Origin of the sequence: Corynebacterium sp. BF-R-2, assembly GCF_024586525.1 — a bacterium.
GTDB lineage: Bacteria > Actinomycetota > Actinomycetes > Mycobacteriales > Mycobacteriaceae > Corynebacterium > Corynebacterium singulare.
Genome location: NZ_JAMFTP010000001.1, coordinates 123,020 through 147,222 on the forward strand (window position 1 = coordinate 123,020; position 24,203 = coordinate 147,222).

The following is a 24,203-nucleotide window of genomic DNA, read 5'->3' on the forward strand; positions in this document are numbered from 1 at the left end:
CCTGGGGCGGTGTATCCCAGTCCAATAAGGGTAAGAAATTCTTAGTTCTACCTTTATCGGAGACCACCATGACCGTTGCTCTGCCCACGCCCCTGCATATCGACCACCTCCTTCCTGCCCTGTGCCCCAGCACGGACCTCGACGGCGTGAAGTTGTGTGATGACGGTTTTAGTGATTCCCCTGCCAGCATCCACCTCTCTCGAACACTGTCGGTGGCCATCCTGCACGGCGAAGGAACATCACTGAAACGAGTAAGCCAGCGCTCGCTTGATGACATGGGACTTACGGTGCGCCAAGCGTGGGATGCTGCCGCGCTAAATTTGCAGCGCCGCGCACTCACGGACAAGGGCTTGCGTTTCTTTACCCGCCCGGCCGAACAAAGCTTGCCCGGCGCAGATGGCGGTCTGGAAGTTCGCACCCAGCGCTGTACAATGTCTGCCTGGCTAGCTCACCCACAGACGTTCGTTATAGTGGACAATCACCTGAGGCGACTCACCCAAGCTCAGCGCATTACGTATCTAGTGCCCGATACACACACGGTCTACGCCTTGGTTGATGTCTCACATGACAAAGCAGCTGACCTCGCCGACCGCGCATGCGAACTGCGCCCGCGCCATAGACCCACTCTCAGCCCGCAGCCACTAGTATTGGCTAACGGCTTTCCACTGGAGGTATAGAGCACCTCCACAACATCCCTCTCGTGACTGAAAGGAGTCGTGTTCATACCAATGGCTGAATCACCTATGTCGCGCCTGAGCAACCAATACCACTCCTGGATTCATGCCCACCCCACCGCGGCACAAGACTTCCGATACACCATTGAAGAACTGCTCAACGACGCCGGCATTATCTTCGACCGCGTAGCCACCCGCGTGAAACAGTGGCCCTCACTCAAGGCCAAGGCTAAGAAAAAGCGTGAGAACGGTGAACTCATGTACCCCTCGCCGTGGGAAGACATCCATGATGTCCTCGGCGTGCGCATCAATGTTTTTCATTCCACGGTAATTCCCGAAGCTCTCGCTGTCCTTGGGGAAACGTTTGACGTCAAGCGTTCCGTCGACAAGGCTGCGGAAACCCGTATTTCCGGTGGTTTTGGTTATGGTTCCCACCACCTAGTCCTCACAGTCACTGAAGATAGCACCGCAGCCCTCGAAGAGCTTGTGCCCTACGTGGGCTGGACTTTCGAAGTGCAAATCCGCACCGTCCTGCAGCACGCGTGGGCCGAGTTTGAGCACGATATCCGCTACAAGCAAGGACCGAACCCACCTTCCCCGCAGGTAGATCGCCTCTTTACCCTCGCTGCTGGTCTCATCGAGCTCGCCGACCAACAGTTTGATGAAATCGCAGCGCTCAAGGCTCCGCGAACCGAAACTGACAAGGACATTGATCTCACTGCGGAAACGTTGCCTGGCGTGCTCGCCATCATCTTAGGAAATCGTTTCCCACGCTCCCGCTCAGAGCACTACCGCTTCCTCGCTGAGCTCCTGGAGAATAACGGAATCAACCGTTTGAGCCAGCTCAAGGAGCTGCTGGATGAGGATGCCATCGCTCACGTACACGACGCTATGCGCTACCGCTTCCGCCCGGGTCAGGTCAGGCTTATTGATGACCTCTTGCTCAACAAATTTGGGCCCCAGCACATTGAGGCCACGTCGGAAGCGGGCGACCGTTCCGACCGCAAGCGCCGCTTGAACGCCCGGCTTAAGGCTTTGCGTAGCACCCGCTAGGTAGTCACCTGAAACCACCGCGGAACTTATCCATCTGCCGGCGTTCCTTCTTGGTGGGGCGTCCGGCGCCACGTGGGCGAACCGGAACTGACGGAAGGAATTCCTTCGGCGGAGGTGGCGGAGCGTGGTCGATGTAGCAGGTGCGTGCTACGGGAGCCCCCACGCGCTTGGACACGGTGGCAAGAACTTCCAGGTCATGCTCGTGATGGTTGCGCCACACGCGGACGCGGTCACCAGGGACGACCTGCTGCGCTGGCTTGGTGGCGTTGCCGTTAAGTTTGACGTGCCCGGCGCGCACTGCGGTGGCAGCCTCGGAACGGGTCTTGAACATGCGAACAGACCAGACCCAGGCATCGATACGTACTGGGCGGCCGTCTGGCTGAATGGCCATAGGGAGGCTTAAAGGTTGTGGTTTTCGTTGACGATCTTCTGGATCTTTAGCCAGTTATAGGCGCCACCCACCACGGCGATGACGAGACCAAGCACCATCCACGTGGCAAAGCTCCCCACGGTCAATCCCAGGAGGATACCTCCGCCGACGCCACCCACAACGGCAATTGCGCCGTTCCGTGCGTGGGTACGCACGGCTTGCTTGCGCTTCTCAATGGGGTTATTGGGGCGTCGCTGCATAGTCATGGCGCTTATTCTACAATCCCTCTGCCCTACATGCGGCGTGGGCTCGGGCTCGTAGCACTGCGAGTTAACCGCTGAGTTCCACCCAGGCTGTGCCCGCTTCGTTTGGGGCTACCTCTCCCTGGGTCAGGGCAGCCAGGGTGGCGGTGAGTTCTTCTTCCCCGCCGGGTGCGACGGACACGGTAAACGTCACCGCCTGGCCGTAGGCAGTGTCGACGATGTCCACCCCGCGGTTGCGTAGGTCCGCCTCGAGGCGCCCAGCATCGGCGTGAGAAACCTCAAGGGTGTACAGCTCGCGAAGGGCCCGGGTGACGGGCGTTACTTGTTCCATGGTCTCGCTTACTGCACCGCCATATGCATGGACAAGCCCTCCTGCGCCCAGCTTGATGCCGCCGAAATAGCGCACCACAACAGCACAAATGTCCAGCAAACCTGACCCTTTAAGCACGTCCAGCATGGGCTTGCCCGCAGTACCGGAAGGCTCACCGTCATCAGAAGATCGCTCCACCGGGTTCGAACCATCCACGTGGTAGATGTAGGCAGAGCAGTGGTGGCGGGCATCGGGGAACCGGTCCCGGGCGGAATCGATGAACGCTCGGGCTTCGTCCTCATCCGTCACCCGCCCGATAAGGGTGATGAATCGGGAGCGCTTAATCTCAATCTCGTGCTCGACAGTCTTCCCTGCGACTGGACGTTGGTATTTCTCCAGCATTAGGCAACGAGGAAGTCGTACTCGGGGGTGCCTGGCTTCAGCTGTTGGCAGTTCAGCTTCGATTCTTCCATGCGCTCCAACAAACCATCGATACCTGCCGCGGTTCCTAACTCAATGCCCACGAGTGCAGCACCAGTTTCGCGGTTATTGCGCTTGAGATACTCGAACAACGTGATGTCATCCTCCGGACCAAGGACATCCTGCAGGAAGTGGCGCAGCTGACCTGGTTCCTGCGGGAAGTTCACGAGGAAGTAGTGCTTGAGCCCGCGGTGCACCAGAGAGCGCTCCATGATTTCAGCGTAGCGCAGCACGTCATTGTTGCCGCCGGAAATCACGCAGACCACCGTTGATCCCGGTTGCAGGTTGAGCGTGCGCAAGCCGGTGACGCTCAGTGCGCCGGCGGGCTCGGCAATGATTCCTTCGTTCTGATACAACGCAAGCTGTTCCGTGCACACGGCACCTTCGGAGACGGTATCCCAATGCAGGCGGCCCTGGTTGGCTTCCAGAACCTTAAAAGGTAACTCCCCTATGCGTTTGACAGCGGCACCATCCACAAATGGGTCCACGGTTTCCAGCGTCACCGGTTCGCCCGCTGTAAAGGCTGCGCTGAGTGACGCCGCCCCGGCCGGCTCAATCCCCACCACTGCCGTGCGAGGGGCCATGTCCGCTAGATACGACGTGATGCCGGAGATCAGACCGCCACCGCCGACGGGTACCACGACGGTGTCGAGGGACTTGCCCAAAGATGATAGCTGCGCCACGATCTCAGCGGCGACCGTGCCCTGGCCGGTGACGGTATCGCGGGAGTCAAAAGGCTCGATGAAAAACGCACCACGCTCCGCGGCATCTGCGTGTGCTGCAGCTGCTGCCTCATCAAAGTTAGCGCCAGTGACGACGAGCTCCACGAAGTCCCCACCATGAACGAGGATGCGGTCGCGCTTCTGCTTCGGAGTGGGTTCCGGGACGTAAATCTTGCCTTGGATCCCCATGGTCCGGCAGGCGTAAGCCACGCCTTGGGCATGGTTGCCTGCCGACGCCGTGACGATGCCCTGCGCGCGCTGCTTCTCACCAAGGTTGGACATTCCGTAGATGGCGCCGCGAATCTTGTAGGAGCGAACGTCCTGCAGGTCCTCACGTTTGAGGTAGACCTCATACCCGGTTTCCTGGGACAGGCGCGGGCAGTATTGCAGAGGGGTCGGGGCGATCTCCGAGCTAATGCGTGATTGGGCCAGCTGGATATCCGAGGCGTGGACTGGCTCGAAGTCTTCCGGGGTGCGTGTCATGGTGGCTCATTCTACGCGCTGCCCTTAGCACAGTGCGCATTACCTAGCACTCGACCGGTTCACCGAAGGTTCACCCAGATCTTGCCCGGACGTCATGTTCTGTTCCTCAAAGCGGCACACAGCGGCACGTACCGTAGTTCGGAATCTTTCCGTCTCATCACAAGGAGCCTCCTACTATGTCTCGCTCTGTCTCCCGCCGCGCCCTTGCCCTGTGCGTCGCAACCGCTACCAGCCTCAGCCTGGCTGCCCCGGCAGCATCCGCCAAGATTGTGGATAACGTTATTGAGCACTCTGTTGCCAACGCCAGCCTCAAGGTGTCCCCGATTGGCACCTACGAGTCGGGGGTATACAAGGAGTCCGCTGCCGAAATCGTGGCCTTCCACCCAGCAACCAAGCGCATCCTCACCGTCAATGCTCATGCCGGTGAGATTGATGTTCTCGATGCTTCCGACCCGACAACCCTCACTCGCATCGGTTCGATTTCCGCAGGCGAAGGCAAAGAGATCAACTCTGTTGCTGTTCGCCCTGACGGTCTGGCTGTCGCCGCCGTTCAGCAGGCCGACAAGACCGAGGAAGGCGAAGCGCTGTTCTTCAACGTCGCGGCTGAGAACCTGGAGTCCGCAGAGTTGGGCCGCGTGACCGTCGGCGCTCTTCCGGATAACGTTCATATCACTGCCGATGGCGGCTACGCCCTCGTGGCCAACGAGGGTGAGCCCTCCAACGAGCTCAACGCTGAAGGTACTGATTACGCTACGGACCCGGAGGGCTCCGTGTCCGTTATCAAGCTGCCAGAGAGCGTCGAAGCCCCAACCGAGGCTGATGCCCGCGTTGCTGACTTTAAGGACTTTGACGGACAGGACCTCCCGGAGGGCGTGCGCGTCTTCGGCCCGTCCGCGCACGAGTCCAAGCCTTCCATCGACTTCGAGCCTGAGTACATCTCCTCCCAGGACGGCAAGGCATTCGTGACATTGCAGGAGGCCAATGCGATTTCCATCGTCGATATCGAGTCCGCCACCGTGGAGAAGATTCTGCCGGCACACATCGCTGATCACTCCACGGTTCCGCTCGATACCTCCAACAAGGATGACAAGGCTGAGCTCCGCACGGTTCCGGTGAAGGGCCTGTCCATGCCGGATTCCATCGGTGCTTTCACTGCGGGTGGCCAGACTTATTTCGCCACCGCCAATGAGGGCGACGCCCGCGAGTGGGGTGTCAAGGAGAAGGACGGCGGCTCCGGCGTCTACACCGATGAGGTGGAGCTCGGGGACCTTGTTGAGGAAGGCAAGGTGTGCGAGGGCGCGCTTGGCGACGTCTCCCTGGAAGACCTCGCCGACAAGAAGCAGGCCGGCAACCTAAAGCTCACCAACGCCTCCGGCTGGAATGAGGAGAAGGGCTGCTTCGACGAACTGTACGCCTACGGCTCCCGCTCCTTCAGCATCTACGATGCAAACGGCACCGTTGTCTTCGACTCCGGCGCTCAGTTCGAGCAGATCACGGCAGAGCTCAACGAGCCGGGCGTGTTCCACCACAACGCCAACAATGACGAGGCTGAATTCGATGACCGCTCCGACAACAAGGGCCCCGAGCCGGAGGCCCTCGTTATTGGCAAGGTGGGCGAGCGCACCTACGCCTTCATTGGTGCTGAGCGTGTCGGCGGCATCTTCGTCTACGACGTCACCGACCCCGCCAACGCTTCCTTTGTCACCTACGTCAACAACCGTGACTTCTCCACCGATGAGTTTGCTGATGCCGGTGACCTCGGCCCTGAGGGCTTCGCTTTCGTAGATAAGGCGGACTCTCCAAATGGTGATTACCTGCTCATCGTCGGCAACGAGGTTTCTGGTACCACCACTGTCTACTCCGTCGAGGACCTCCTTGGCTCCACCGATGGAGAACCGGACGCCTCCAACTCCGATGACGCCGGCAACAACAGCGGCGATCAGGATGGCAAGGACGATCAGGATGGCAAGGACGATCAGGATGCCGGCACCGACCAGGGCAATTCTGACCAAAACGACGACAGCAAGGACACCCAGGGCGGCAAGGATTCCAAGGGCTCTGCGGAGAACAGCTCCCGCTCGGTTTCTGGCGGTGTCATCGCCGGTTCCGCCATTGGTGTGATTGCCGCGCTGGCCGCAACCATTGGCATTCTGCGTGTCCCGGGCGTCCGCGAGACCGTACTCAGCCTCGCCCCGGCTCCGCTGCGTGCACAGCTGGAGAAGTTCCTCTAAGCCCTATCCACCCACGGGAAGGGGCTGCTACATTGTAATGAGCTTTCTGAGAAGCCTTTTCATATTTGCCTTTTCCCTTCACAAGGAGAACCCTCGCTATGCGTCTTTCCACATCCCTTGTCACCGTCTGCGCCACCACGCTGGCGCTGGTCACCCCGCTGGCTGCGGCGGACAACGACACCTCCGCATCCGCATCGGCCACCGCATCTGCGACCGCCGCGGCTGCCGACGCCTCCTCCGAACCCGTCTCCCAGGATGCTTCCGCCGATGCTTCCCAGGCCGCCTCCACACAGGAAGCTGGGCAGGAGCCGGCTGAAGAGCCGACGAAGGAGACCACCGGCTTCGACGGCGGTTTGTCAAGTGTTGGCCACCCCAACACGTCAGAGCTGTCCCAGGAGTGCAAGGATGAGGTCAACCAGGCGCGTAAGGACCACGAGGCTGCCGTCGCCGACGGCACTGCAGGGTCGTCCTTCATGGGCCCGCAGGAGCTGGCATACGGCGTGCTGAATGGCTACGGCTCCTCAGGCATGCCGGAGAAGCCGGAGTGCATTGAGACGGAGAAGGAAGCGAAGCTGGAGAAAGAGTGGGACGAGATGCCTGAGTTCGTCCAGTCTGCTCGCCCGACGGAGAAAACGAAGGAAATCTCCGCGTGGGTTGTCGGCGCCTTGGCTCTGCTCTCCGCGGGGATCCGCGTTGCGGTCGTCGCGGCTGAGTTCGACCCGTCCATCCTGAACGGCCTGCGCGCCTTCCTCAAGAGCATGGGCTTCTACTGGGACAACAGTAAGAAGAACGACAAGGCCGACGTAAAGGCTGCGAACTAAGCCACAGAGTCAACACTGGGAGGCGCTGCGAGACTTTCTCCGCAGCGCCTCCCCTTGTGTTAGCCGTGGATGACTCTGCTCCTCCCCCGCAGTCATCACCGAAAATGTTGGGACGACCCTCACCTTGACCACGCTGGTGAACATGAACGCCTCCGACCGCGGCCCCGCCCGCTGGGCGCTCACGTCCCGCGTGGTCAAGCGCATCCCCAACACCCACGACACGGTGGGCACCAAAGTCCCCGTCGTCGCCGTTGGCGGGCAGCGCTCTACCCGCGACAAGAACACCTGGCAGGTCACCACCCCGATGCCCATCGCCTGGGCCACCCCGGACACCAAGGAGGTTTCGCGCGCACGCGCCGAGATCCCTCAGGACCAGGGGCAGCGCCTGGAAAAGGCCCGCAAGGACGCCGAGCTCGTCATTGCTGCGAAGAACTCGCTTGTCGAGGTCTAGTCCGCTCGCTCACCTTCTTCGACGGCGGCGCCGGCGGCGCATGGAGGGTGCTTGCCATCTGGATCGCAGCAGGGTTTGTGATGCTGATGTTCGACCGGTCGAAGAAACATGTGAACGCCCGGTAATGCAGATGAACAGCAGAAGAATTTAATCTGAACAGCTGGATAGAATCCTCTTCCGGATTGAAAGCGCTTTCACCCTTTGGTTCAATGTTCGCTGTGAGAAACTCCATCAAATTTTCAGGCTCAATCGCAATCCTGGTCGGCCTATCTCAGATCGGCGCTATTACTAGCGTCGCGGCGGTTGCCGCAGAATCCACCATTGTCCAGTCGCACGACGCAGTTTCCCGCATTCGCCTTCCACACGGTCCTGCCCCGACTCCGTGGATCGCTGCCCACCGCGGCCAGTGGCGCGACAATCCCGAAAATTCAATTCCCGGCATTCTCGACGCTATCAAGGACGGTGCCGACATTGTGGAGATCGACATCAGCAGCACCAAGGATGGCCATCTCGTCCTCATGCACGATAAGACTGTCGACCGCACCACAAACGGAACGGGCAACGTTGCGGACATGACTCTTGAGGAGATCAAGAAACTGCGCCTGCGCCAGAACCAGGGCAATGGTCCCGCACCTGTAACCGAATATCAGGTACCGACCTTCAAGGAAGTTCTCGCGGCGGTGAAGGGTAAGAATGTGCTCCTCAACCTTGACAAGGGTTGGGAGCACCGCGACCAAATGCTCACGGAGATTCTGGAAGAGGACATGCTCCAATACGCCCTTTTCAAGGGATCCCCTACCGTCGAGGAAGCGGTCGCGTTTATGAAAGCGAACCCTGACGCCTATTACATGCACGTTATCAACGACAAGGAAGCTGACCACTTTGACAAGTTTGTCGAAGCCGGTGTCATGCCAGACGTTTTCGAAATCGCCTGGGACTCCGATTCCGACCCTCAAGGTGCTGACGATTTCTGGAAAAAGGTAGACGGCAAGGCCGCCATCTACGCCAACTCTATGTGGAACTCTGTGGGCGGTGGCCACACGGACGAGGCCTCCCTCATCGATCCGGCTACCGGTTGGGGCTACCACGTTGCCCGTGGCGCAGACATTATTCAGACCGACAATGTAAAGTCCATCTACGCTTGGCGCTCCGGCGAGGACATCACCAAGTACGGTCTGAAGGAAGGTTCTATTCGAGTCCAAGCCGAAGATTACGTGAACGATCCGGCGTGGTTCAAGGACGACAACGAGAAGAACGATTGCAAGGTTCCCGTTGCCCATCCCGGCAATCCGATTGACGCGTGCAACCTCGATGGGGCACAGATCATCCAGTACATCCGAGACGAGTTCTGGGCACTGGATTTCGATATTCCTAAGGACGGCGAGTACGAGCTGACCATGCGCCAGTCCGCCGACACCGAGCCCGGTGGCACCGTCACGGTGGAGACCGGCGATGGGCAGCGCCGAGTGGTGGCAACCCCGAATACCACCCACAACCGCCACTTCACGGTAATTAGCTTGGGCAAGTACGACTTGAAGAAGGGCACCAACCGCATCAAGTTCACTTTCACCCATCCCGACTACATGTCAGTCGACTGGGTTCAGGCCGACCTTGTCGTGCCAACGGCTACGACTGTAACCGCACCCGCACCAGCACCAGTAGTCACCACCGTCATCCCGCCCGCGCCGGCGCCGAAAACAACCGTTGTGACCACCACTGTTGCTGACCCTACTGTCAAGCAAGACACTTCATCGAGGGCCGGTAGCAGCGCCGGGCTGTTCATCGGCGGCACCTTCCTCGGCGCGTTCGCAGTAGTTTTCGCTTTGATCGCCGGCTTGGGCGGCGCGATCAACACCGCCGCGGATCAGATTCGCGCAATGCTTCCGATGTAAGTCGGGTTTCGAATCTCAACCCCGTTTCCGCAGACCCCCGCCGCAATCTGAACTGCTCCCCATTAGTTGGACTGAGAAATCAGTTACCGACTACCGGGGAGCAGTTTTCAATGAGACCACGAAGTTCGCTGAGTGAGACTCAGCGGGGGTCTCACCACCAAATACATAAATGACAGCCATCCGACGAATCTGAAAGGCCAAAAAGATGGGCGAGCTACGAGTAACCAGAACCAACCTTTCCGATGGCCGCGAGCTCCTCTATTTCGACGAGCCAGGCACCCCCGAACGAACCGCCAGCGATTTTCGCGACTTGCCGCGCGTGCAAACTGAGTCGTGGATGCGCCGAGATCCTCTGACCGGCGATTGGGCGATCTACGCGGCACATCGCCAGAACCGCACGTTCTTGCCTCCCGCAAACGAGGACCCTCTGGCTCCTACACGTCTGGGACAGCATCCTAGTGAAATTCCCGAAGACGATTACCAAATAACGGTTTTTGAGAACCGGTTTCCGTCGTTGAGTATGCACCTCGGCTTTGCGGAAGGCCACGATCCCTACGTTGGCGGAAATGAGCTCTTCCACCGCGCTCCTGCCCTCGGCCGCTGCGAGGTCGTGTGTTTCACCCCAGACGCAGACGGTTCATTCAAAGATCTCCCGCTGGCGAGAAAGCGTGCCCTCATCGACGTGTGGGCGCAGCGAACGGAGGAGTTGGAAGCCATCGATGATGTCGCTTTGGTGTTCCCGTTCGAGAATCGCGGCGAGGAGATTGGCGTAACTCTTCATCACCCGCACGGCCAGATTTACTCTTACCCGTTCGTGCCTCCTCGTGCTGCGGCCATCGCGAAACAGGCGCGCACCCATCGGTCGAGCCGGAGCACATCGCTCTTCGACGAGATCATCGCGGCTGAGCTCCATGCCGGCGATCGCGTTATCGCCGACACCCCCCACTTCCTCGTGTTCACCCCCGCCGCTGCCAAATGGCCCCTCGAAATTATGGTGATGGCAAAACGAGCGGTCCCCTCATTCCCCCATCTCACCTCCGAGGAACGGGATGACCTCGCGGCCATACTTGACTCCCTGTTCCGCGCAGTCGACATGTTCTTTGAGGGCGTTGAGCGGACACCCTACATTGCGGCATGGAACCAGGCACCCGCTAAGTCGCCAGACGATGGCAGGCTGCATCTTCAGCTGTTCTCTCTCATGCGCTCCCCCGGCCGGATGAAATACCTGGCGGGCAGCGAATCCGGGATGGGGGTTTGGGTTAGCGACACCACCCCCGAATCAGTTGCCAGTAAAATGCGACAACTATACGTTCCCGATTAGCGCCCGCCGCCTGAGAATTGATGAGCCGTGGCCAGCGTGCGCCCTGGCACAAAATGGCCCACTAGCGTTTCATGAACCACGGGCTGTCGCGGGTTTTCCAATCTTGAACCCATTACCTGAGAGGCCCGTGCCACTACCCCTTCAACAGGCAGCCGAAGAGTGGCTAGACCGAGATCCTGCCACCTCGGAAACACTCCATCCACGCCAGTAACGCTGACAGCTTCAGGAATTTTCAAGCCAGCCATAGTGCAATAGTCAATGAACTGCAAAGCTCGGTCGTCTGCGGGAAACATTACGCAAGTAGCGCGCCCGGAACTGACGAGTTCGAGAACCCGTTTTATGGTCGCCATCCGTTTGCCGTGTCCCCCAGCATCAACGACTGCAACGTCCACCCCTGCTTCTCGAAGAGTTCGGATCATCGCTAGCGACCTGTGCGACTCGGATGAAGACACCTCAGCGGGAACATTCACGACACAAACAGTCTGATGACCATGATAGATAACATTGTTCGCCATTATCTCGCCATGCGCGTCCTCGTCGTAAGAAATCGCTGTAATCTCATCGTGGAGTTCCGGACGCCCGATCGAAATCATCGGGACAGTATCAAGGAGAAGTTCCACGTCTGACGGGCGGATGGAGCCGGTCGCAAGAAATATGCCGTTGACACCGAGCTTTAGCATCCGGTCGAGCGCCGAAAGCTCGTCGGCGGTGCGGCCTCTGATTGTGGGCACCGAAGCAACGAGCTGGAAACCAGCTTCTTCTGATTGGCGCTGAAGCTGCGAGTAGAAGAAGCCGTAGTAGGTGCTCGCGGGATTTCGAAGCAGTAATCCCACCGTCGGAATCTCATTCTTGCGTCCCGCTAAGGTTTGAGCTGCAACATTAGGCACATAGCCTAACGAAGAGATTGCATCGTTTACTCGGGTGATCGTTTCTTTGCTAACCGAGGAATTCCCGGTCATTACTCGAGACACGGTTGCGCGGGAAACACCCGCAACGCGCGCCACATCATCCATCGTGATGCGCGTTGTGTGGCTGCGTGTGTTTTGCATTGACCGGCCTCGGGAAAGCTGACGGAGAAATGGTAAGCGCCAATTCTAATTGCCGCCGTCAACCGATGCCACTCAGCCTCCCCTATTTGCGCGATGAAAGGAAGCGGTTGAGCAGCATCGGCCAATCGGTCTGGATGATGTCAGCGCCGTGATCTACAAGGAGACCCCAACCCTTTTCAGGTTCATCCAGAACCGAAACTTCGTCGTCCCAACCGAGAAATAGCGGAACACGGTTCGGAAGGTTCAGTGCATTGAGCTGCACCAAAAGATTCGCGTCATGCAGATTCTTTGCAAGATCGGGAGATGCCAACTCCGAGCCATCATTCTCCGCGACAATCTCGATTGCCATAGTGTTGATCCCGCCAAGCGAAAGGACGAGATCCACTTCTTCGATCGTTTTCACAATCGGCATGAATGGATACTTCACCGGGTGGGAGGCAAGCTCCTCTAACCACTGGATCGATACTGGCGCTTTTAGCAGCACCCGGTCTGCGCATTGAAAACTATCGAGGAACGGCAACAGTCTCTGCCAGTAATTCCACGACCGGTCGATGTTGACTATCGTATCCGAAGATGACTCGAGAATGGTCGCGAGTTTTTCGACCCCGCACTTCTCAGCCTCGGCCAAAACAAAAGTTTCATATTGCAGGCGCTCCAGCTCCCCTGTTGACAGGGTTAAGATGTCTTGGTCCAACCCAAAGTAGTGACCTTCGTAGCCGTTGTGAAACGTGAAGAAATCACCGTCGGTCGATTCGATAACATCAATCTCCACAATGTCGGCCCCGGAGACTACCGCAGCCCGAACTGCCTTGGCTGTGTTCTCAACGATACTGCCCGAGTTCTGCCCTCGGTGAACAGCCACCAGTGGTTTCTTAGCTCTGATTGCAGACAAGAAGCGGTGGTTTATGTCTTGATAGGCGGGATCACCAATAACATCGAATGCCATTAATTCATAACCTCGTTCATTTTAGTCGGGAGCGCCCTACGGCGGAAGATGTTCCTCAGCCATCCCAATCCGAATCGGCGACGGGCGTGAGACGGCTTGCTGCTGCGACCGTAAACCGAGTAAAGCACCAAGCTAGAAATGATCATCAGGAGCACCGTGTAAACAAACGTGAGCGCAGTCGTATCATTCAAGGTGTCCGACTCAGTTGCGTTGTAGATGAAAATGCCTAACGGCTGGTAGAACGGGTGCGCAAGGAAGATTGCGGTGTCGTAGTTGTCCAACAACGCATTGAAATTTCGAGCAGTGATTGCCGCAGCGACAGGCAATACGATTGGCAAAAGGATCTTCCTGAAAATATTGAACTCGCTAGCTCCAAGCAGTGACCCAGCTTCCTCGAGATTGTCGGGAACACCTGTGTAAGAGGCCTTCAGCATCCTGAGCGTAAATGGAATTTTCTCGATTACGTAACCGATTGCCAACAGAATCACCGTGCCAGAAAGAACCTGCCCGAACACCAGTGGCTGCGGTGTGCTGAAGGTAAGCAGGAGACCCAATGCGATCATCGTTCCCGGCAGCAACCAAGGGATGTGCAAGAGGTACTCGAGCCAGATTGTCACAGTATTGCGGTGTCGCTGGATCAAGCGTGCGACAAAAAGCATCGCGAAAACAACCACCACTGAAGCAACCGCGGAGTACGCGATCGAGATAGCGAACGGTTTGATGGCGGCGGGATCCGTGAAGATGCGTGCGTAGTTGCTCAGCGTGAAATCTGCAAAGCGAATCTGACCGCTGCTAATCGCCGAAGCATTAGTGAACGAGAAAATGAAGATTAGTACGGGCGGTGTGACATAGATCAGCCAGAGGAGCCACGCGAGGAAGTGGACAATGGCATTCACCACTGGGTTGTCAATCTTCTGTTTCTGAAGCGCAACCGGAACTTTAGACACAGAAAAGTAAGTTCCGCCCTTTTCGGCACGGTTAAGTATCGCCAGCATGATGATCGTCATGATGCCCAGGAACATAGCTAGCGTCGCAGCAAGGTCGCGAGAACTGACAGTCCGAGAGAAGGTCAGAATCATCGGCGATATCGTCTGGAAGTTCTCTCCGCCAAGGATCAAAGGGGCGGTGAGAGCTCCAAGGCCTCCAAGGAATGTAAGAATCGTGATGGCGAACACCATGGGTCGAAGGACTGGTAGAACAACCGCTCTGAATGTTTGCCATGTCGAGGCGCCCATCTGTTTCGACGCTTCAATGGTCTGGTAGTCAATCTTCGAAATCGAGTCAGAAAGAAAGAGCAGGTGACTTCCAGTCCCAGAGAAGGTCATGACCAAAATGACCGCGAGTGCACCTTTAAACCAGTTGGTGCCCATCTCAGGAAAGATCCTCGCCACCGCGTTAGTCAGGTAGCCGTTCGAACCGTAAATCAAGTTGTAAGCCGCAACCATAACGACACCGCCGTAAAGCAGCGGCGTAGCGAATCCGAGAAATAGAATCCGGGAGCCCTTGATGTCAAAGTAGCGGGTGACGAGAACGATAAAGATGCCGACCACGTTCACCGTGATGCAGAGCGCGAATGCGAGAATGATTGAGTTTCGAAGCGACTTCATCGCACGCTCGGAAGCAAACAGCTTGGAAAAAACGTCTAAACTCCATTCGCCGTTCTGTCTGAACACTCCCAGTAGGAGTGAGAGGTTCGGCCAGATCAAGAAGGTGATAAGAACGTATGCCATCACGATGAGAACCACGATGTTGAGGGGGGACTTCAACATCGAGCGAATCGATAAAAGGTTTTTATTCATCGGTTCATCTCCTACTTCGCTACCCGGCGACCGTCTGCGTCGAAGCTGTTAATGGATGAGTCTTCTAGCAGCAGCGTGACTTCGCGGCCTACGATGTTCTGCGGGATTGGCCCCGACACGTTAACCCGCAAGGGAGCGCCGAGCGCGTTGACCTCGAGAACGGAGTGGTCACCCAGGTAGCTTTCGCCAACAACTGTCGCTGGGAGTCGTAGGGCGCCGCCGGCACTCGACTGAGCTTCAGCAGGTTGGATCGTCAGTCGCTCTGGCCGGATATAGTGCGTGTGCGACGGAGAGAGGTGCGCTCCTTGGTTATTCAGCTCAGCAATCTGAGCTTCGCTGAGCCCATTAACCTGCCCGAGGAAGGTGCAGACAAACTCCGTTGCCGATTCTTCATATAGTTCGCGTGGGGTGCCAACCTGTTCGATGCGCCCCTCGTTCAGCACAGCGATGCGGTCGGACATCGAAAGGGCTTCTTCTTGGTCGTGGGTGACGTAGACCGTGGTGATCCCCACCTCGGACTGGATGTCCTTCAGCTGGATACGCAGCTGCTTTCGAAGGCGCGCGTCGAGGTTCGACAACGGCTCGTCGAGGAGCAGAATACTTGGTTCCATGACCAGGGCTCGCGCGATAGCAACGCGCTGCTGCTGGCCCCCGGATAGCTCAGAAATTTGCTTACCTAGTTGCTCGTCCGTGAGGGATACTTGCCGCGCCGCTCTGGTGGCCCGTTCTGAAATCTCACCCTTCGGCAATTTGGCCATTTTGAGGCCGAATTCAATGTTGTCGCGCACATTCATCGACGGGAACAGCGCGTAGTTTTGAAACACCATACCAATCCCGCGTTTTGACGGGTGAGCGTAAGTTACATTCTTACCGTCAATCGCAATCGTTCCTGAAGACGGTGTAATAAAGCCTGCAAGTGCGCGAAGTGCGGTGGATTTACCGCATCCGGAAGGGCCAAGGAAAGTGAAGAACTCACCCTCGTGGACGTCGAGGTTGAAGTCAGGGATTGCAACAAAGTCGCCATAGACAACCTTGATGTGGTCAAACTTGATCATTGGGATCTCCGAAGTGGCTTGTAGGAAAGTTTTTCAGAATAAAAGCCTCGTCTTCAGGAAACGAGGCTTTAAGCCAGATCGTGGTTCGGGCGGACCTTACAGGTACTGCAGCTCGATCTTTTCAATCCAAGACGGAAGGTTCTTCGCTACAGTCGGCCAATCAATGTCCTGGGCCTTGAAAGAATCAGTCTGCTGAACAGCATCTTGGTTAGCCCCAGCGAGGGCATCCTTGTTCACGGGAGCTGTGAAGAACTCGTTTGACCACGCAGCTTGAATTTCGCCCGAACCGAACCAGTTGATGAACTCCTCGGCCTTGGCGTTGTCACTACCTGCTACCTTTGCAATGTGCTGGGTCGCCATCGGCACACCAATCGCAGGGTGAACAGCGCTGGTTTCGATACCGTACTCCTTCTCGCGGTTCGCCTTGCCTGCCAGCCACATCTGACCAGCGTCAACTTCATCGGCCTTCATGCGGGCGTAAAGGTCAGTACCCTTCACGGACTTCACACCGTTGTTGAAGTAGGCTTCGATTGCGTTCCATCCCTCGTCGGACACACCCAAGTCGCCTGTTTCGTCGAGATAGCGGGAGAGGATACCGGAAAGCACCATCTGCGTAGTTGCTCCGCCAAGACCAGACGGAACCTCATAGCGGTTGTGGAAGCGATCTTGCTCCCACAGGTCAGTCCAGTCCTTTGGAGCGTCTGCTTCGGTGAATGCCGCATCGTTATAAACGAGCATGATTGGCTCGCGCACGATCGGCCAGTACTGCTCATCATCGCCGAGACCCGCCTCAACCTTGTTAGACCAATCTGGCTTGTACGGTTCTAGGACCCCATCAGCTTTCAGATGCTCAAAGAAGACATTGTTCAAACCGAAGACCACGTCAGCCATCGGGTTGGCTTTTTCAGCAACGAGGCGGTCTTGAATTTCACCACCGCCGAGGTTCACAAACTCAACCGTGAAGCCGGCCTCAGCCGCCTTCTCAGAGAGCCACTCACCGCGGCCGTCGGAAACGGAATTGGAGTAGATGACGAGCGGATCGTTCGAGCCGCCTTCAGAGGACGAGCTGCAGGCCGTTAGGGAGATAGCGACGGCAGCCGAAGTGATCAGCGCGGCTGCTTTCTTCAAGATAGATGTGCGATTCACGAAGATGGCCTTTCGATGAAAACTAAGTGGGATCAGGAAGCGGTCCTCGTTCGAAGCGGGAACTCCGAATCACCCGTGAACGCGCTTTCATCGGACATAATTCACCCTGGTGGTAAAATTTCGGTTACGAGTAACTTAACCTGGCGAAAATTTTTGGAAGCGCTTTCATTACTTGAATCGCAAGCTGTCGCTATAACATGAACTGGTCAAATGGGTTTGGTACTTGGTCTGCTCACATCATGCTCAAGCACATGGAGCCGCAAAACCTGCACTTACCCGCAGCAACACTCGCGATGAGCGCTGTGTTGGTGCAGGCGACTACCCCGCAGGCATAATGTCCCGTATGCCTTTAGGTGACGGTCCACTCATTGTTCAGTCGGACAAGGCGGTCCTCCCCGATGTCTCGCACCCGGAAGCGGGCGCGGCACGCGCGGCACTCGCACCGTACGCGGAGCTCGAGCGCGCGCCTGAGCACATCCACACCTACCGCATCACCCCACTTACACTGTGGAACGCCCGCGCCGCCGGCTTTGACGCCGAGCAGGCCGTGGACGTGCTCGAGCGGTACTCCCGCTTCCCCGTCCCGCCGGCGCTGCTCGTAGACGTCGCCGAGACCATGGCCCGCTACGGCCGGTTGAAGCTGGTGAAACACCCCGCCCACGGGCTCATCCTGGAGGCGGACGACCCCCCGATCCTCACCGAGGTCACCCGCCGCCAGAAAATCCAGCCCCTCATAGCGAAGCCTATCGACGACCTCACGGTCCCCGTCCACCCCTCCGCCCGCGGCCAAATCAAACAGGAGCTGACGAAGCTGGGCTGGCCCGTGGAGGACCTCGCCGGCTACGTCGACGGCGAATCCTTCTGGCAGGGCGGCTCCGGTGTGGTGGTCTTACCCTGCAGCGCCGACAAAACCATTGTCGGCGCGGCGTCGATGGCGCAGGCGCAGACCACCACCTTGATCTTGGTCACCAACACCGTCGCCGGCCGCCAGTAGCGCGACGAACTGCTGCGCCGCACCACCCTGACCACGGAAGAAATCGGCGAATACTCCGGTGAGAAAAAGGAGATCCGCCCCGTCACCAGCGCCACCTACCAGGTGGTCACCCTCAAGACGAAGGGCGAGTACCGGGCGCTCGAGCTTTTCGACTCCCGCGACTGGGGCTTAATCATCTACGACGAAGTCCATCTCCTGCCCGCCCCAATCTTCCGCATGGCCGCGGACCTCCAGTCGCGCCGCCGACTGGGACTGACCGCCACACTCGTGCGCGAGGACGGCCGCGAGGACGACGTGTTCTCCCTCATCGGGCCCAAGCGCTACGACGCCCCTGGAAAGAACTCGAGATGGCCGGCTACATCGCCACCGCCGAGTGCGTGGAAGTGCGCACCACGCTTACCGACGAAGAACGCCTCACCTACACCACCGCAGAGGCCCGCGAACGATATCGTCTGGCGGCTTGTTCGGCGGGCAAGCTGGAGGTCGTCGACAAGCTTCTTGCGACGCATAAGGGGCAGCAGACCTTGATCATCGGCGCGTACGTGGAGCATCTCGAGGAGCTCGCATCGTGTATCGACGCTCCCTCGGTCGACGGAAAAACCACCACCGAAAAGCGCGAAGAGGCCTTCCAAGCGTTCCGGGACGGCGAGATCTCCACACTGGTGGTGTCGAAGGTGGCGAACTTCTCCATCGACCTGCCCGAAGCCGCCGTGGCCATCCAGGTCTCCGGTACCTTCAGCTCGCGACAAGAAGAAGCCCAACGTCTGGGGCGTTTGCTGCGGCCCAAAGCCGACGGCGCGGAGGCAGTGTTCTACACCGTCGTTGCCCGCGACACCCTGGACTCCGAATACGCCATGCACCGGCAACGCTTCCTCGCCGAGCGAGCCTACGCGTACCGGTTGGTCGATTCCGCCGACCTTTAGACTTGAATGCCATGAGTGGCATGAAGGTATTCAAGTTCGACGTCGACGAGGACTTTGCGAAGCAGCACAACGAAATGGTGCGCGAGACCAAGAACATGGTGCTCTCCGGCATCGCGCTCTTCATCCTCAGTATCGCCGGTGGCATCGCCGCGTGGATCTTCATCGCCCCCACGTCGCCGTGGCGCCTCCACGCCTCCGTTGGCCTGATCCTCTTCGGCCTCATGATGCTCATCGTCGCACTCATGTTGCCCAAGTCAGTGGGTAAGACGCAGGCGCTTTACGACGCCCACCCGCTCGCCCCAGGCTAGGCCCTAGAACAATTCCTTCGTTGCAATCTCAGCGCCCTCAACGAGGGACTCCAACTTAGCCCACGCGATCTGGTGGTGCAGGCGACCACCGAGGCCGCAGTCGGTCGACGCGATGACGTTTTCTGGACCGACCAGCTCGGCGAACTGGATGATGCGGTCAGCAACTAGGCGCGGGTGTTCAACGGCATTGGTGGAGTGAGACACCACTCCTGGGTAGATGACGGTGCCTTCCGGCAAAGTGTGGTCCTTCCACACGCGCCACTCATGCGCGTGGCGCGGCGACGCTCCCTCGAAAGAGAACCCGCCGACTTTAGCCTGCAGGATCTCATCGATGATGTCCTCAAACGGGATGTCCGTCACGTGCGGTCCGTGCCACGAACCCCAGCAGATGTGCAGACGGGTTTGCTCGCGCGGGATGTCCTTGATGGACTCGTTGAGGATTTCAATGCGCTCGTGCAAGAAGGCCTGGAAATCCTTCACGGTTGGCTCCGGCACGACGGAATCCCAGGCCTCCGCCAGGTCCGGGGCATCGAATTGCACGGTCAATCCTGCATCGGTGATGGCCTTGTATTCCACCGACAAAGCCTCACCACAGGCGCGGACCAGCTCGGACTCATCCTCGTAGTACTTATTGGGAAGACGTGCGGCAGCACCCGGGGATAGGGCGGCGACGAAGCCCTCGGTGTCTGCGGGGAGGGCGTCGGCAAGCAGCTTCACATCAGCCTCGACCTGCTCCTGGCCGATGTAGGTCACCGGGCCGGTGAACTCCGGATTAGCCACCTTCTTGCGCCCAGTGAAAATGCCTGAATCCGGGTCGTTGTAAGCCTCAGAGAACAGGGCACGGTCGCGGCGATCCTTCATCGAGGACAGACGAATCTTCCCCGGCTCGGAACGAATCTTATCGCCGATTTCCCAGCGGTCCTTGTCCGTCATGGTCAGACCACCCAGGCGGGTAAAGGAGTAGTTCCACCAGGCGCCGTAATCCACGGCGCCGGAGGTGATGTGGCCGTACTCGCCCTCGTTGATGATGTCGACGCCGAGATCCACCTGGCGCTTCACCACATCCGCGACGGAGCGCTCCAAGATTTCGTGGAATTTCTCATCTGAGATGGTTCCTGCAGAACGCTCGAGGTTGGCCTCCAGCAGTTCCTTCGTGCGCGGCAGCGAGCCGACGTGAGTCGTGCGAATCTTGTTGACCATGGGGGAAGGAATGTCCTTTCTTCTAGACTATGCTGTCTAGAATAACGTAGACATCACGCTCCCACTGGATCTCGCATCACCTTAAATTCATCCGAGGATGCCGGCCCCCATCGTGGCCTTCAGGTCACCCATGAGGTTGCTGGAGCGCTCCACACGCAGGTGCTCGCCGAGGACCATCATGGTGGACTCTTCGCCGTCGACAAGCGTGAGGTACACATCGGATTCGCCGCGGTTATTGACCAGCACCTGCTTGAGCTTGGCAATGTTATCCATCGTGCACTGGTCGGTGCGCATGGTCAGGCGCAGTGGCAAGCCCGCTCCATTGCCGGGGCCCAGGTCAGGAACGCGAATATCGGAGCAGAAGAGCGACATGCGCTCATCGCGAATCTTCACTTGGACCTTGGCCAGGATGATATTGTCCTCTGCAATCTGGGTCGCTACCAGCGAATACACCTGGTTGAACACGAGAATATCCACCTGGGCGCCGTTGTGGTCTTCCATGCTCACGATGGCCCACGGTGAGCCATCACGCTTGGAGAAGCGCCTGTCGACGCCCGAGATAATGCCGCCGATGACCAACTCTTGCCCATTGCCAACCTCACCGTTCAGAATCTTCGTAATCGGGGTATCGGTCTGCGCCTCAAGCGCTTCCTCAAAACCATCAAGTGGGTGGCCAGAGACATACAGACCCAGCATCTCGCGTTCGAGGGCGAGCTCGTGCTTGCGGTCCCAGTTCTCATCGGGGACGTCGATGGCAAAGGCAGATACCGACTCACCGTTGTCCTCGCCCCCGCCGAAGCCGGCGAAGAGATCAAACTGCCCCTTATCCGCTGCTTTCTTCGTGGTCTGGACGGAATCCACGGCATCCTCATGGATGAGCATCAGGCCCTTGCGGGGGTGTTCCAGGGAGTCGAACGCGCCGGCCTTGATGAGTGACTCCGTCACGCGCTTGGAACACGCAGCCAGCTCAATCTTGTCCAGGTAATCGGAGAAGGACGTAAACGCTCCCTTCTCACGCCGAGTCTTGACGATGGAATCCACCACTTCCCCACCAACGTTGCGGATGGCGCCCATGCCGAAGCGAATATCTTCTCCCACGGCCTGGAAAGTTTCAACGGACTCGTTAACATCCGGTGAAAGAACGCGGATACCTAGATGGCGGCAGTCAGCAAGATAGATGGCGGACTTGTCCTTCTTATCGCCCACGGAGGTCAACAGTGCAGCCATGTATTCCGGCGCGTAGTAGGCCTTGAGGTACGCCGTCCAGAAAGACACCAAACCATAGCCTGCGGCGTGGGACTTGTTAAACGCGTAGGACGCGAAGGGCTCAATCGTGCCCCACAGCGCATCCATGGCTTCCTTGGAATAGCCATTATCCTGCATGCCGCCCCAGAACTTGTCGTACTGCTGCGCCAGAACTTCCGGCTTCTTCTTACCCATCGCCTTGCGGAAGCCGTCTGCCTCACCAGCGGTGTAGTTGGCCACCTTCTGCGAGATACGCATGATCTGCTCCTGGTACACGATGAGGCCGTAGGTCTCATCGAGGATCTCTCGCAGCGGTTCCTCCAGTTCCGGGTGAATCGGAGTGATTTCCTTGCGCCCGTTCTTGCGGTCGGCGTAATCCCAGTGAGCGTTCACGCCCATCGGGCCGGGGCGGTACAGCGCCAGTGACGCAACGATATCCTTGAAGCCCGTCGGCTTCATGCGCTTAAGCAGTTCCTGCATGCCGCCGGAGTCCAGCTGGAACACGCCGAGGGTATCGCCACGCGAGAGCAGGTCATACACCTTGGAGACCTTCGGGTCATCGGCGTGTAGATCCTCGAGGCCGATTTCCTCACCGCGGTTCTTCTTGATGTTTTCCAGGCAGTCACCAATCACGGTGAGGTTGCGCAGGCCCAGGAAGTCCATCTTCAGCAGGCCAATGGCCTCACAGGCGGGGTAATCCCAGCCGGTGATGTAGGCGCCGTCGGCTGGGCGCTTCCACATGGGAATGTGGTCCATGAGGCGGACCGAGGCCATAATCACCGCACAGGCATGGACGCCTGCCTGACGAACAACGCCCTCGAGACCGCGCGCGGTCTCATAAATCTTCTTGACGTCTGGGTCGGTCTCAATCATCTGACGGACCTCGGTAGCCTCAGAGTAGCGCGCGTGATCCGGGTCCATGATGCCGGCGAGCGGGATATCCTTCGCCATGATAGCGGGCGGCAGTGCGCCGTTGATACGGTCAGCCATCTGGAATCCAGGCTGGCCAAAGTGCACCTTCGCGGAGTCTTTAATAGCCTGCTTGGTCTTCACCGTGCCGAAGGTAATCACCTGCGCGACCTTGTCCTCGCCCCAGCGGTCAGCGGCATAGGTGATCATCTCGCCGCGACGGCGATCGTCGAAGTCGATATCGATATCGGGTGCGGACGGGCGTTCTGGGTTCAAGAATCGCTCGAAGAGAAGGCCATGCTCGATGGGGTCAATGTTGGTGATCGTCAACGCGTAGGCCACGAGCGCACCTGCCGCCGAACCACGGCCCGGGCCGACGCGAATACCAATGGAGCGGGCGTGTTTGATGAGCTCAGCCACGATGAGGAAGTAGGACGGGTAGCCCTTCATGTCGATGACGCTAATCTCATACTCGGCGCGGTCGATGTATTCCTGTGGAACGTCGCCCCCGTTAAAGCGGTCCTTCAAGCCCTCCATGACCTCGTGGGTCAGCCACGAAGTTGGGGTGTGGCCTTCGGGGACGTCCGCAATCGGCATGCGGTCATGGGTATGCTCCTCCCAAATCGCGCCGTAGTCTTGAACGCGCTCCGCAATCCACAAGGTGTTATCGCAGGCTTCCGGAACCATGTGGTCCCACAGCTCGCGCATTTGTGCTGCGGACTTGATGTAGTAACCGGTGCCGTCGAATTTGAAACGGTCCGGGTCCATGAAGGTCTTGCCGGTCTGCACGCACAGCATGGCCTCGTGGGACGGCGCCTGGGATTCCAGCACGTAGTGGCAGTCATTGGTCACCAGCGGCGGCAGATCCAGCTTGCGGCCGATTTCGAGCAGGCCGTCACGCGTGCGCTTCTCGATGTCCAGCCCATGATCCATAAGCTCCAAGAAGAAGTTGTCCTTGCCGTAGATGTCCTGCCACATCGCCGCGGCTTCGAGGGCCTCGTTGAACTGACCCAGGCGCAAGCGAGTCTGAACATCACCAGATGGACAGCCGGTGGTGGCGATGATGCCTTCCGCGTGCTCAGCGATGAGCTCCGCATCCATACGCGGCCACTTGCCCAGCTGACCTTCGTAGGAGGCTAGGGAGGAGAGCTTGAATAGGTTGCGCAGACCTGTTTCATTTTCCGCCACCATGGTCTGGTGCAGGTAGGCACCGGACGCCGAGACGTCATCGCGCTTCTGGTCTGGGGTTCCCCACAGCACGCGCTTCTTGTTAAAGCGGGACTCGGGTGCCAGGTAGGCCTCGATGCCGATGATGGGCTTCACGCCAGCACTCGTCATCCTCTGATAGAAAGCGTTGGAGCCGTACATGTTGCCGTGGTCGGTCATGCCCACCGCGGGCATGCCTTGGCGAACCACTTCATCGGCCAACATATCCACCTTGGCCATGCCGTCGAGCATGGAAAATTCGGTGTGGTTGTGCAGGTGGACGAAGGAGGAGTTTTTGGCCATGCGGTCATCTTAGCGGGGCCGTCAAACTTCCCGGATTACTCAACGTCCT

The 24,203-nt window shown here is 58.5% G+C and carries 19 protein-coding genes and 1 pseudogene; 9 read left to right on the plus strand and 11 right to left on the minus strand.

Going from position 1 to position 24,203, the window contains the following annotated elements:
• Nucleotides 1-68 precede the first annotated feature (68 nt).
• Nucleotides 69-677, plus strand: coding sequence for a hypothetical protein (locus M5J09_RS00585; protein WP_257156635.1), 609 nt, complete (start codon nucleotides 69-71; stop codon nucleotides 675-677).
• A 51-nt stretch (nucleotides 678-728) separates the two neighbouring features.
• Nucleotides 729-1,727, plus strand: coding sequence for a GTP pyrophosphokinase family protein (locus M5J09_RS00590; RefSeq protein ID WP_257156636.1), 999 nt, complete (start codon nucleotides 729-731; stop codon nucleotides 1,725-1,727).
• 4 nt (nucleotides 1,728-1,731) lie between these two features.
• Here the strand turns inward: M5J09_RS00590 and M5J09_RS00595 are convergent, their stop codons facing one another.
• From M5J09_RS00595 to ilvA, 4 genes are all read right to left on the minus strand, one after another.
• Nucleotides 1,732-2,118, minus strand: a complete 387-nt coding sequence (locus tag M5J09_RS00595) for an RNA-binding S4 domain-containing protein (RefSeq protein ID WP_042531490.1) — start codon at nucleotides 2,116-2,118, stop codon at nucleotides 1,732-1,734.
• A gap of 8 nt (nucleotides 2,119-2,126) precedes the next feature.
• Nucleotides 2,127-2,363: a hypothetical protein gene (locus M5J09_RS00600; protein WP_144790355.1), complete on the minus strand. Its 237-nt coding sequence runs from the start codon at nucleotides 2,361-2,363 to the stop codon at nucleotides 2,127-2,129.
• 64 nt (nucleotides 2,364-2,427) lie between these two features.
• Nucleotides 2,428-3,072 (minus strand): YigZ family protein, encoded by a 645-nt coding sequence (locus M5J09_RS00605; protein WP_257156637.1) that lies wholly within the window; start codon nucleotides 3,070-3,072, stop codon nucleotides 2,428-2,430.
• Nucleotides 3,072-4,355: a threonine ammonia-lyase IlvA gene (ilvA, locus tag M5J09_RS00610; protein WP_257156638.1), complete on the minus strand. Its 1,284-nt coding sequence runs from the start codon at nucleotides 4,353-4,355 to the stop codon at nucleotides 3,072-3,074. Before ilvA ends, M5J09_RS00605 begins: the two co-directional genes overlap by 1 nt.
• Nucleotides 4,356-4,531: 176 nt before the next feature.
• Here ilvA and M5J09_RS00615 point away from each other — a divergent pair, with 176 nt between their 5' ends.
• The 5 genes from M5J09_RS00615 (at nucleotide 4,532) to galT (ending at nucleotide 11,071) form a co-directional block, all read left to right on the plus strand.
• Nucleotides 4,532-6,586: a choice-of-anchor I family protein gene (locus M5J09_RS00615; protein ID WP_257156639.1), complete on the plus strand. Its 2,055-nt coding sequence runs from the start codon at nucleotides 4,532-4,534 to the stop codon at nucleotides 6,584-6,586.
• A 98-nt stretch (nucleotides 6,587-6,684) separates the two neighbouring features.
• Nucleotides 6,685-7,407 carry a hypothetical protein gene (locus tag M5J09_RS00620; protein ID WP_144790361.1) on the plus strand — a complete coding sequence of 241 codons (723 nt, stop codon included), beginning with the start codon at nucleotides 6,685-6,687 and terminating at the stop codon, nucleotides 7,405-7,407.
• A 94-nt stretch (nucleotides 7,408-7,501) separates the two neighbouring features.
• The gene (locus tag M5J09_RS00625; protein ID WP_144790476.1) at nucleotides 7,502-7,858 is read left to right on the plus strand and encodes a DUF3239 domain-containing protein; all 357 of its coding nucleotides are present in this window, start codon (nucleotides 7,502-7,504) and stop codon (nucleotides 7,856-7,858) included.
• Between the two features lie 218 nt (nucleotides 7,859-8,076).
• Nucleotides 8,077-9,750, plus strand: a complete 1,674-nt coding sequence (locus M5J09_RS00630; protein ID WP_257156640.1) for a glycerophosphodiester phosphodiesterase family protein — start codon at nucleotides 8,077-8,079, stop codon at nucleotides 9,748-9,750.
• A gap of 205 nt (nucleotides 9,751-9,955) precedes the next feature.
• Nucleotides 9,956-11,071: a galactose-1-phosphate uridylyltransferase gene (gene galT, locus M5J09_RS00635; RefSeq protein ID WP_144790365.1), complete on the plus strand. Its 1,116-nt coding sequence runs from the start codon at nucleotides 9,956-9,958 to the stop codon at nucleotides 11,069-11,071.
• Here the strand turns inward: galT and M5J09_RS00640 are convergent.
• The 5 genes from M5J09_RS00640 to M5J09_RS00660 form a co-directional block, all read right to left on the minus strand.
• Nucleotides 11,068-12,120 carry a LacI family DNA-binding transcriptional regulator gene (locus M5J09_RS00640; protein WP_144790367.1) on the minus strand — a complete coding sequence of 351 codons (1,053 nt, stop codon included), beginning with the start codon at nucleotides 12,118-12,120 and terminating at the stop codon, nucleotides 11,068-11,070. The two genes, galT and M5J09_RS00640, sit on opposite strands and share 4 nt — an antisense overlap.
• An 82-nt stretch (nucleotides 12,121-12,202) precedes the next feature.
• The gene (locus M5J09_RS00645; protein ID WP_144790369.1) at nucleotides 12,203-13,066 is read right to left on the minus strand and encodes a glycerophosphodiester phosphodiesterase family protein; all 864 of its coding nucleotides are present in this window, start codon (nucleotides 13,064-13,066) and stop codon (nucleotides 12,203-12,205) included.
• Nucleotides 13,066-14,865 carry an iron ABC transporter permease gene (locus M5J09_RS00650; protein ID WP_144790371.1) on the minus strand — a complete coding sequence of 600 codons (1,800 nt, stop codon included), beginning with the start codon at nucleotides 14,863-14,865 and terminating at the stop codon, nucleotides 13,066-13,068. The genes M5J09_RS00645 and M5J09_RS00650 overlap by 1 nt, the downstream gene beginning before the upstream one ends.
• Before the next feature lie 11 nt (nucleotides 14,866-14,876).
• Nucleotides 14,877-15,920: an ABC transporter ATP-binding protein gene (locus M5J09_RS00655; protein ID WP_144790373.1), complete on the minus strand. Its 1,044-nt coding sequence runs from the start codon at nucleotides 15,918-15,920 to the stop codon at nucleotides 14,877-14,879.
• A 96-nt stretch (nucleotides 15,921-16,016) separates the two neighbouring features.
• Nucleotides 16,017-17,066 carry an extracellular solute-binding protein gene (locus M5J09_RS00660; protein WP_222114859.1) on the minus strand — a complete coding sequence of 350 codons (1,050 nt, stop codon included), beginning with the start codon at nucleotides 17,064-17,066 and terminating at the stop codon, nucleotides 16,017-16,019.
• Nucleotides 17,067-17,409: 343 nt separating this feature from the next.
• Here M5J09_RS00660 and M5J09_RS00665 point away from each other — a divergent pair.
• Together M5J09_RS00665 and M5J09_RS00670 are read left to right on the plus strand one after the other, a co-directional pair.
• Nucleotides 17,410-18,983 (plus strand): annotated as a pseudogene (locus M5J09_RS00665) (DEAD/DEAH box helicase).
• A gap of 11 nt (nucleotides 18,984-18,994) precedes the next feature.
• Nucleotides 18,995-19,291, plus strand: a complete 297-nt coding sequence (locus tag M5J09_RS00670; protein WP_144790375.1) for a hypothetical protein — start codon at nucleotides 18,995-18,997, stop codon at nucleotides 19,289-19,291.
• 3 nt (nucleotides 19,292-19,294) lie between these two features.
• Here M5J09_RS00670 and M5J09_RS00675 read toward each other — a convergent pair whose 3' ends face one another.
• Both M5J09_RS00675 and dnaE read right to left on the minus strand, forming a co-directional pair.
• Complete coding sequence (locus M5J09_RS00675; RefSeq protein ID WP_042531500.1) at nucleotides 19,295-20,491, minus strand: cobalamin-independent methionine synthase II family protein; 1,197 nt, start codon at nucleotides 20,489-20,491, stop codon at nucleotides 19,295-19,297.
• An 87-nt stretch (nucleotides 20,492-20,578) separates the two neighbouring features.
• On the minus strand, nucleotides 20,579-24,154 hold the full coding sequence (gene dnaE / locus M5J09_RS00680; protein ID WP_257156642.1) for a DNA polymerase III subunit alpha: 3,576 nt from the start codon (nucleotides 24,152-24,154) through the stop codon (nucleotides 20,579-20,581).
• Nucleotides 24,155-24,203 lie beyond the last annotated feature (49 nt).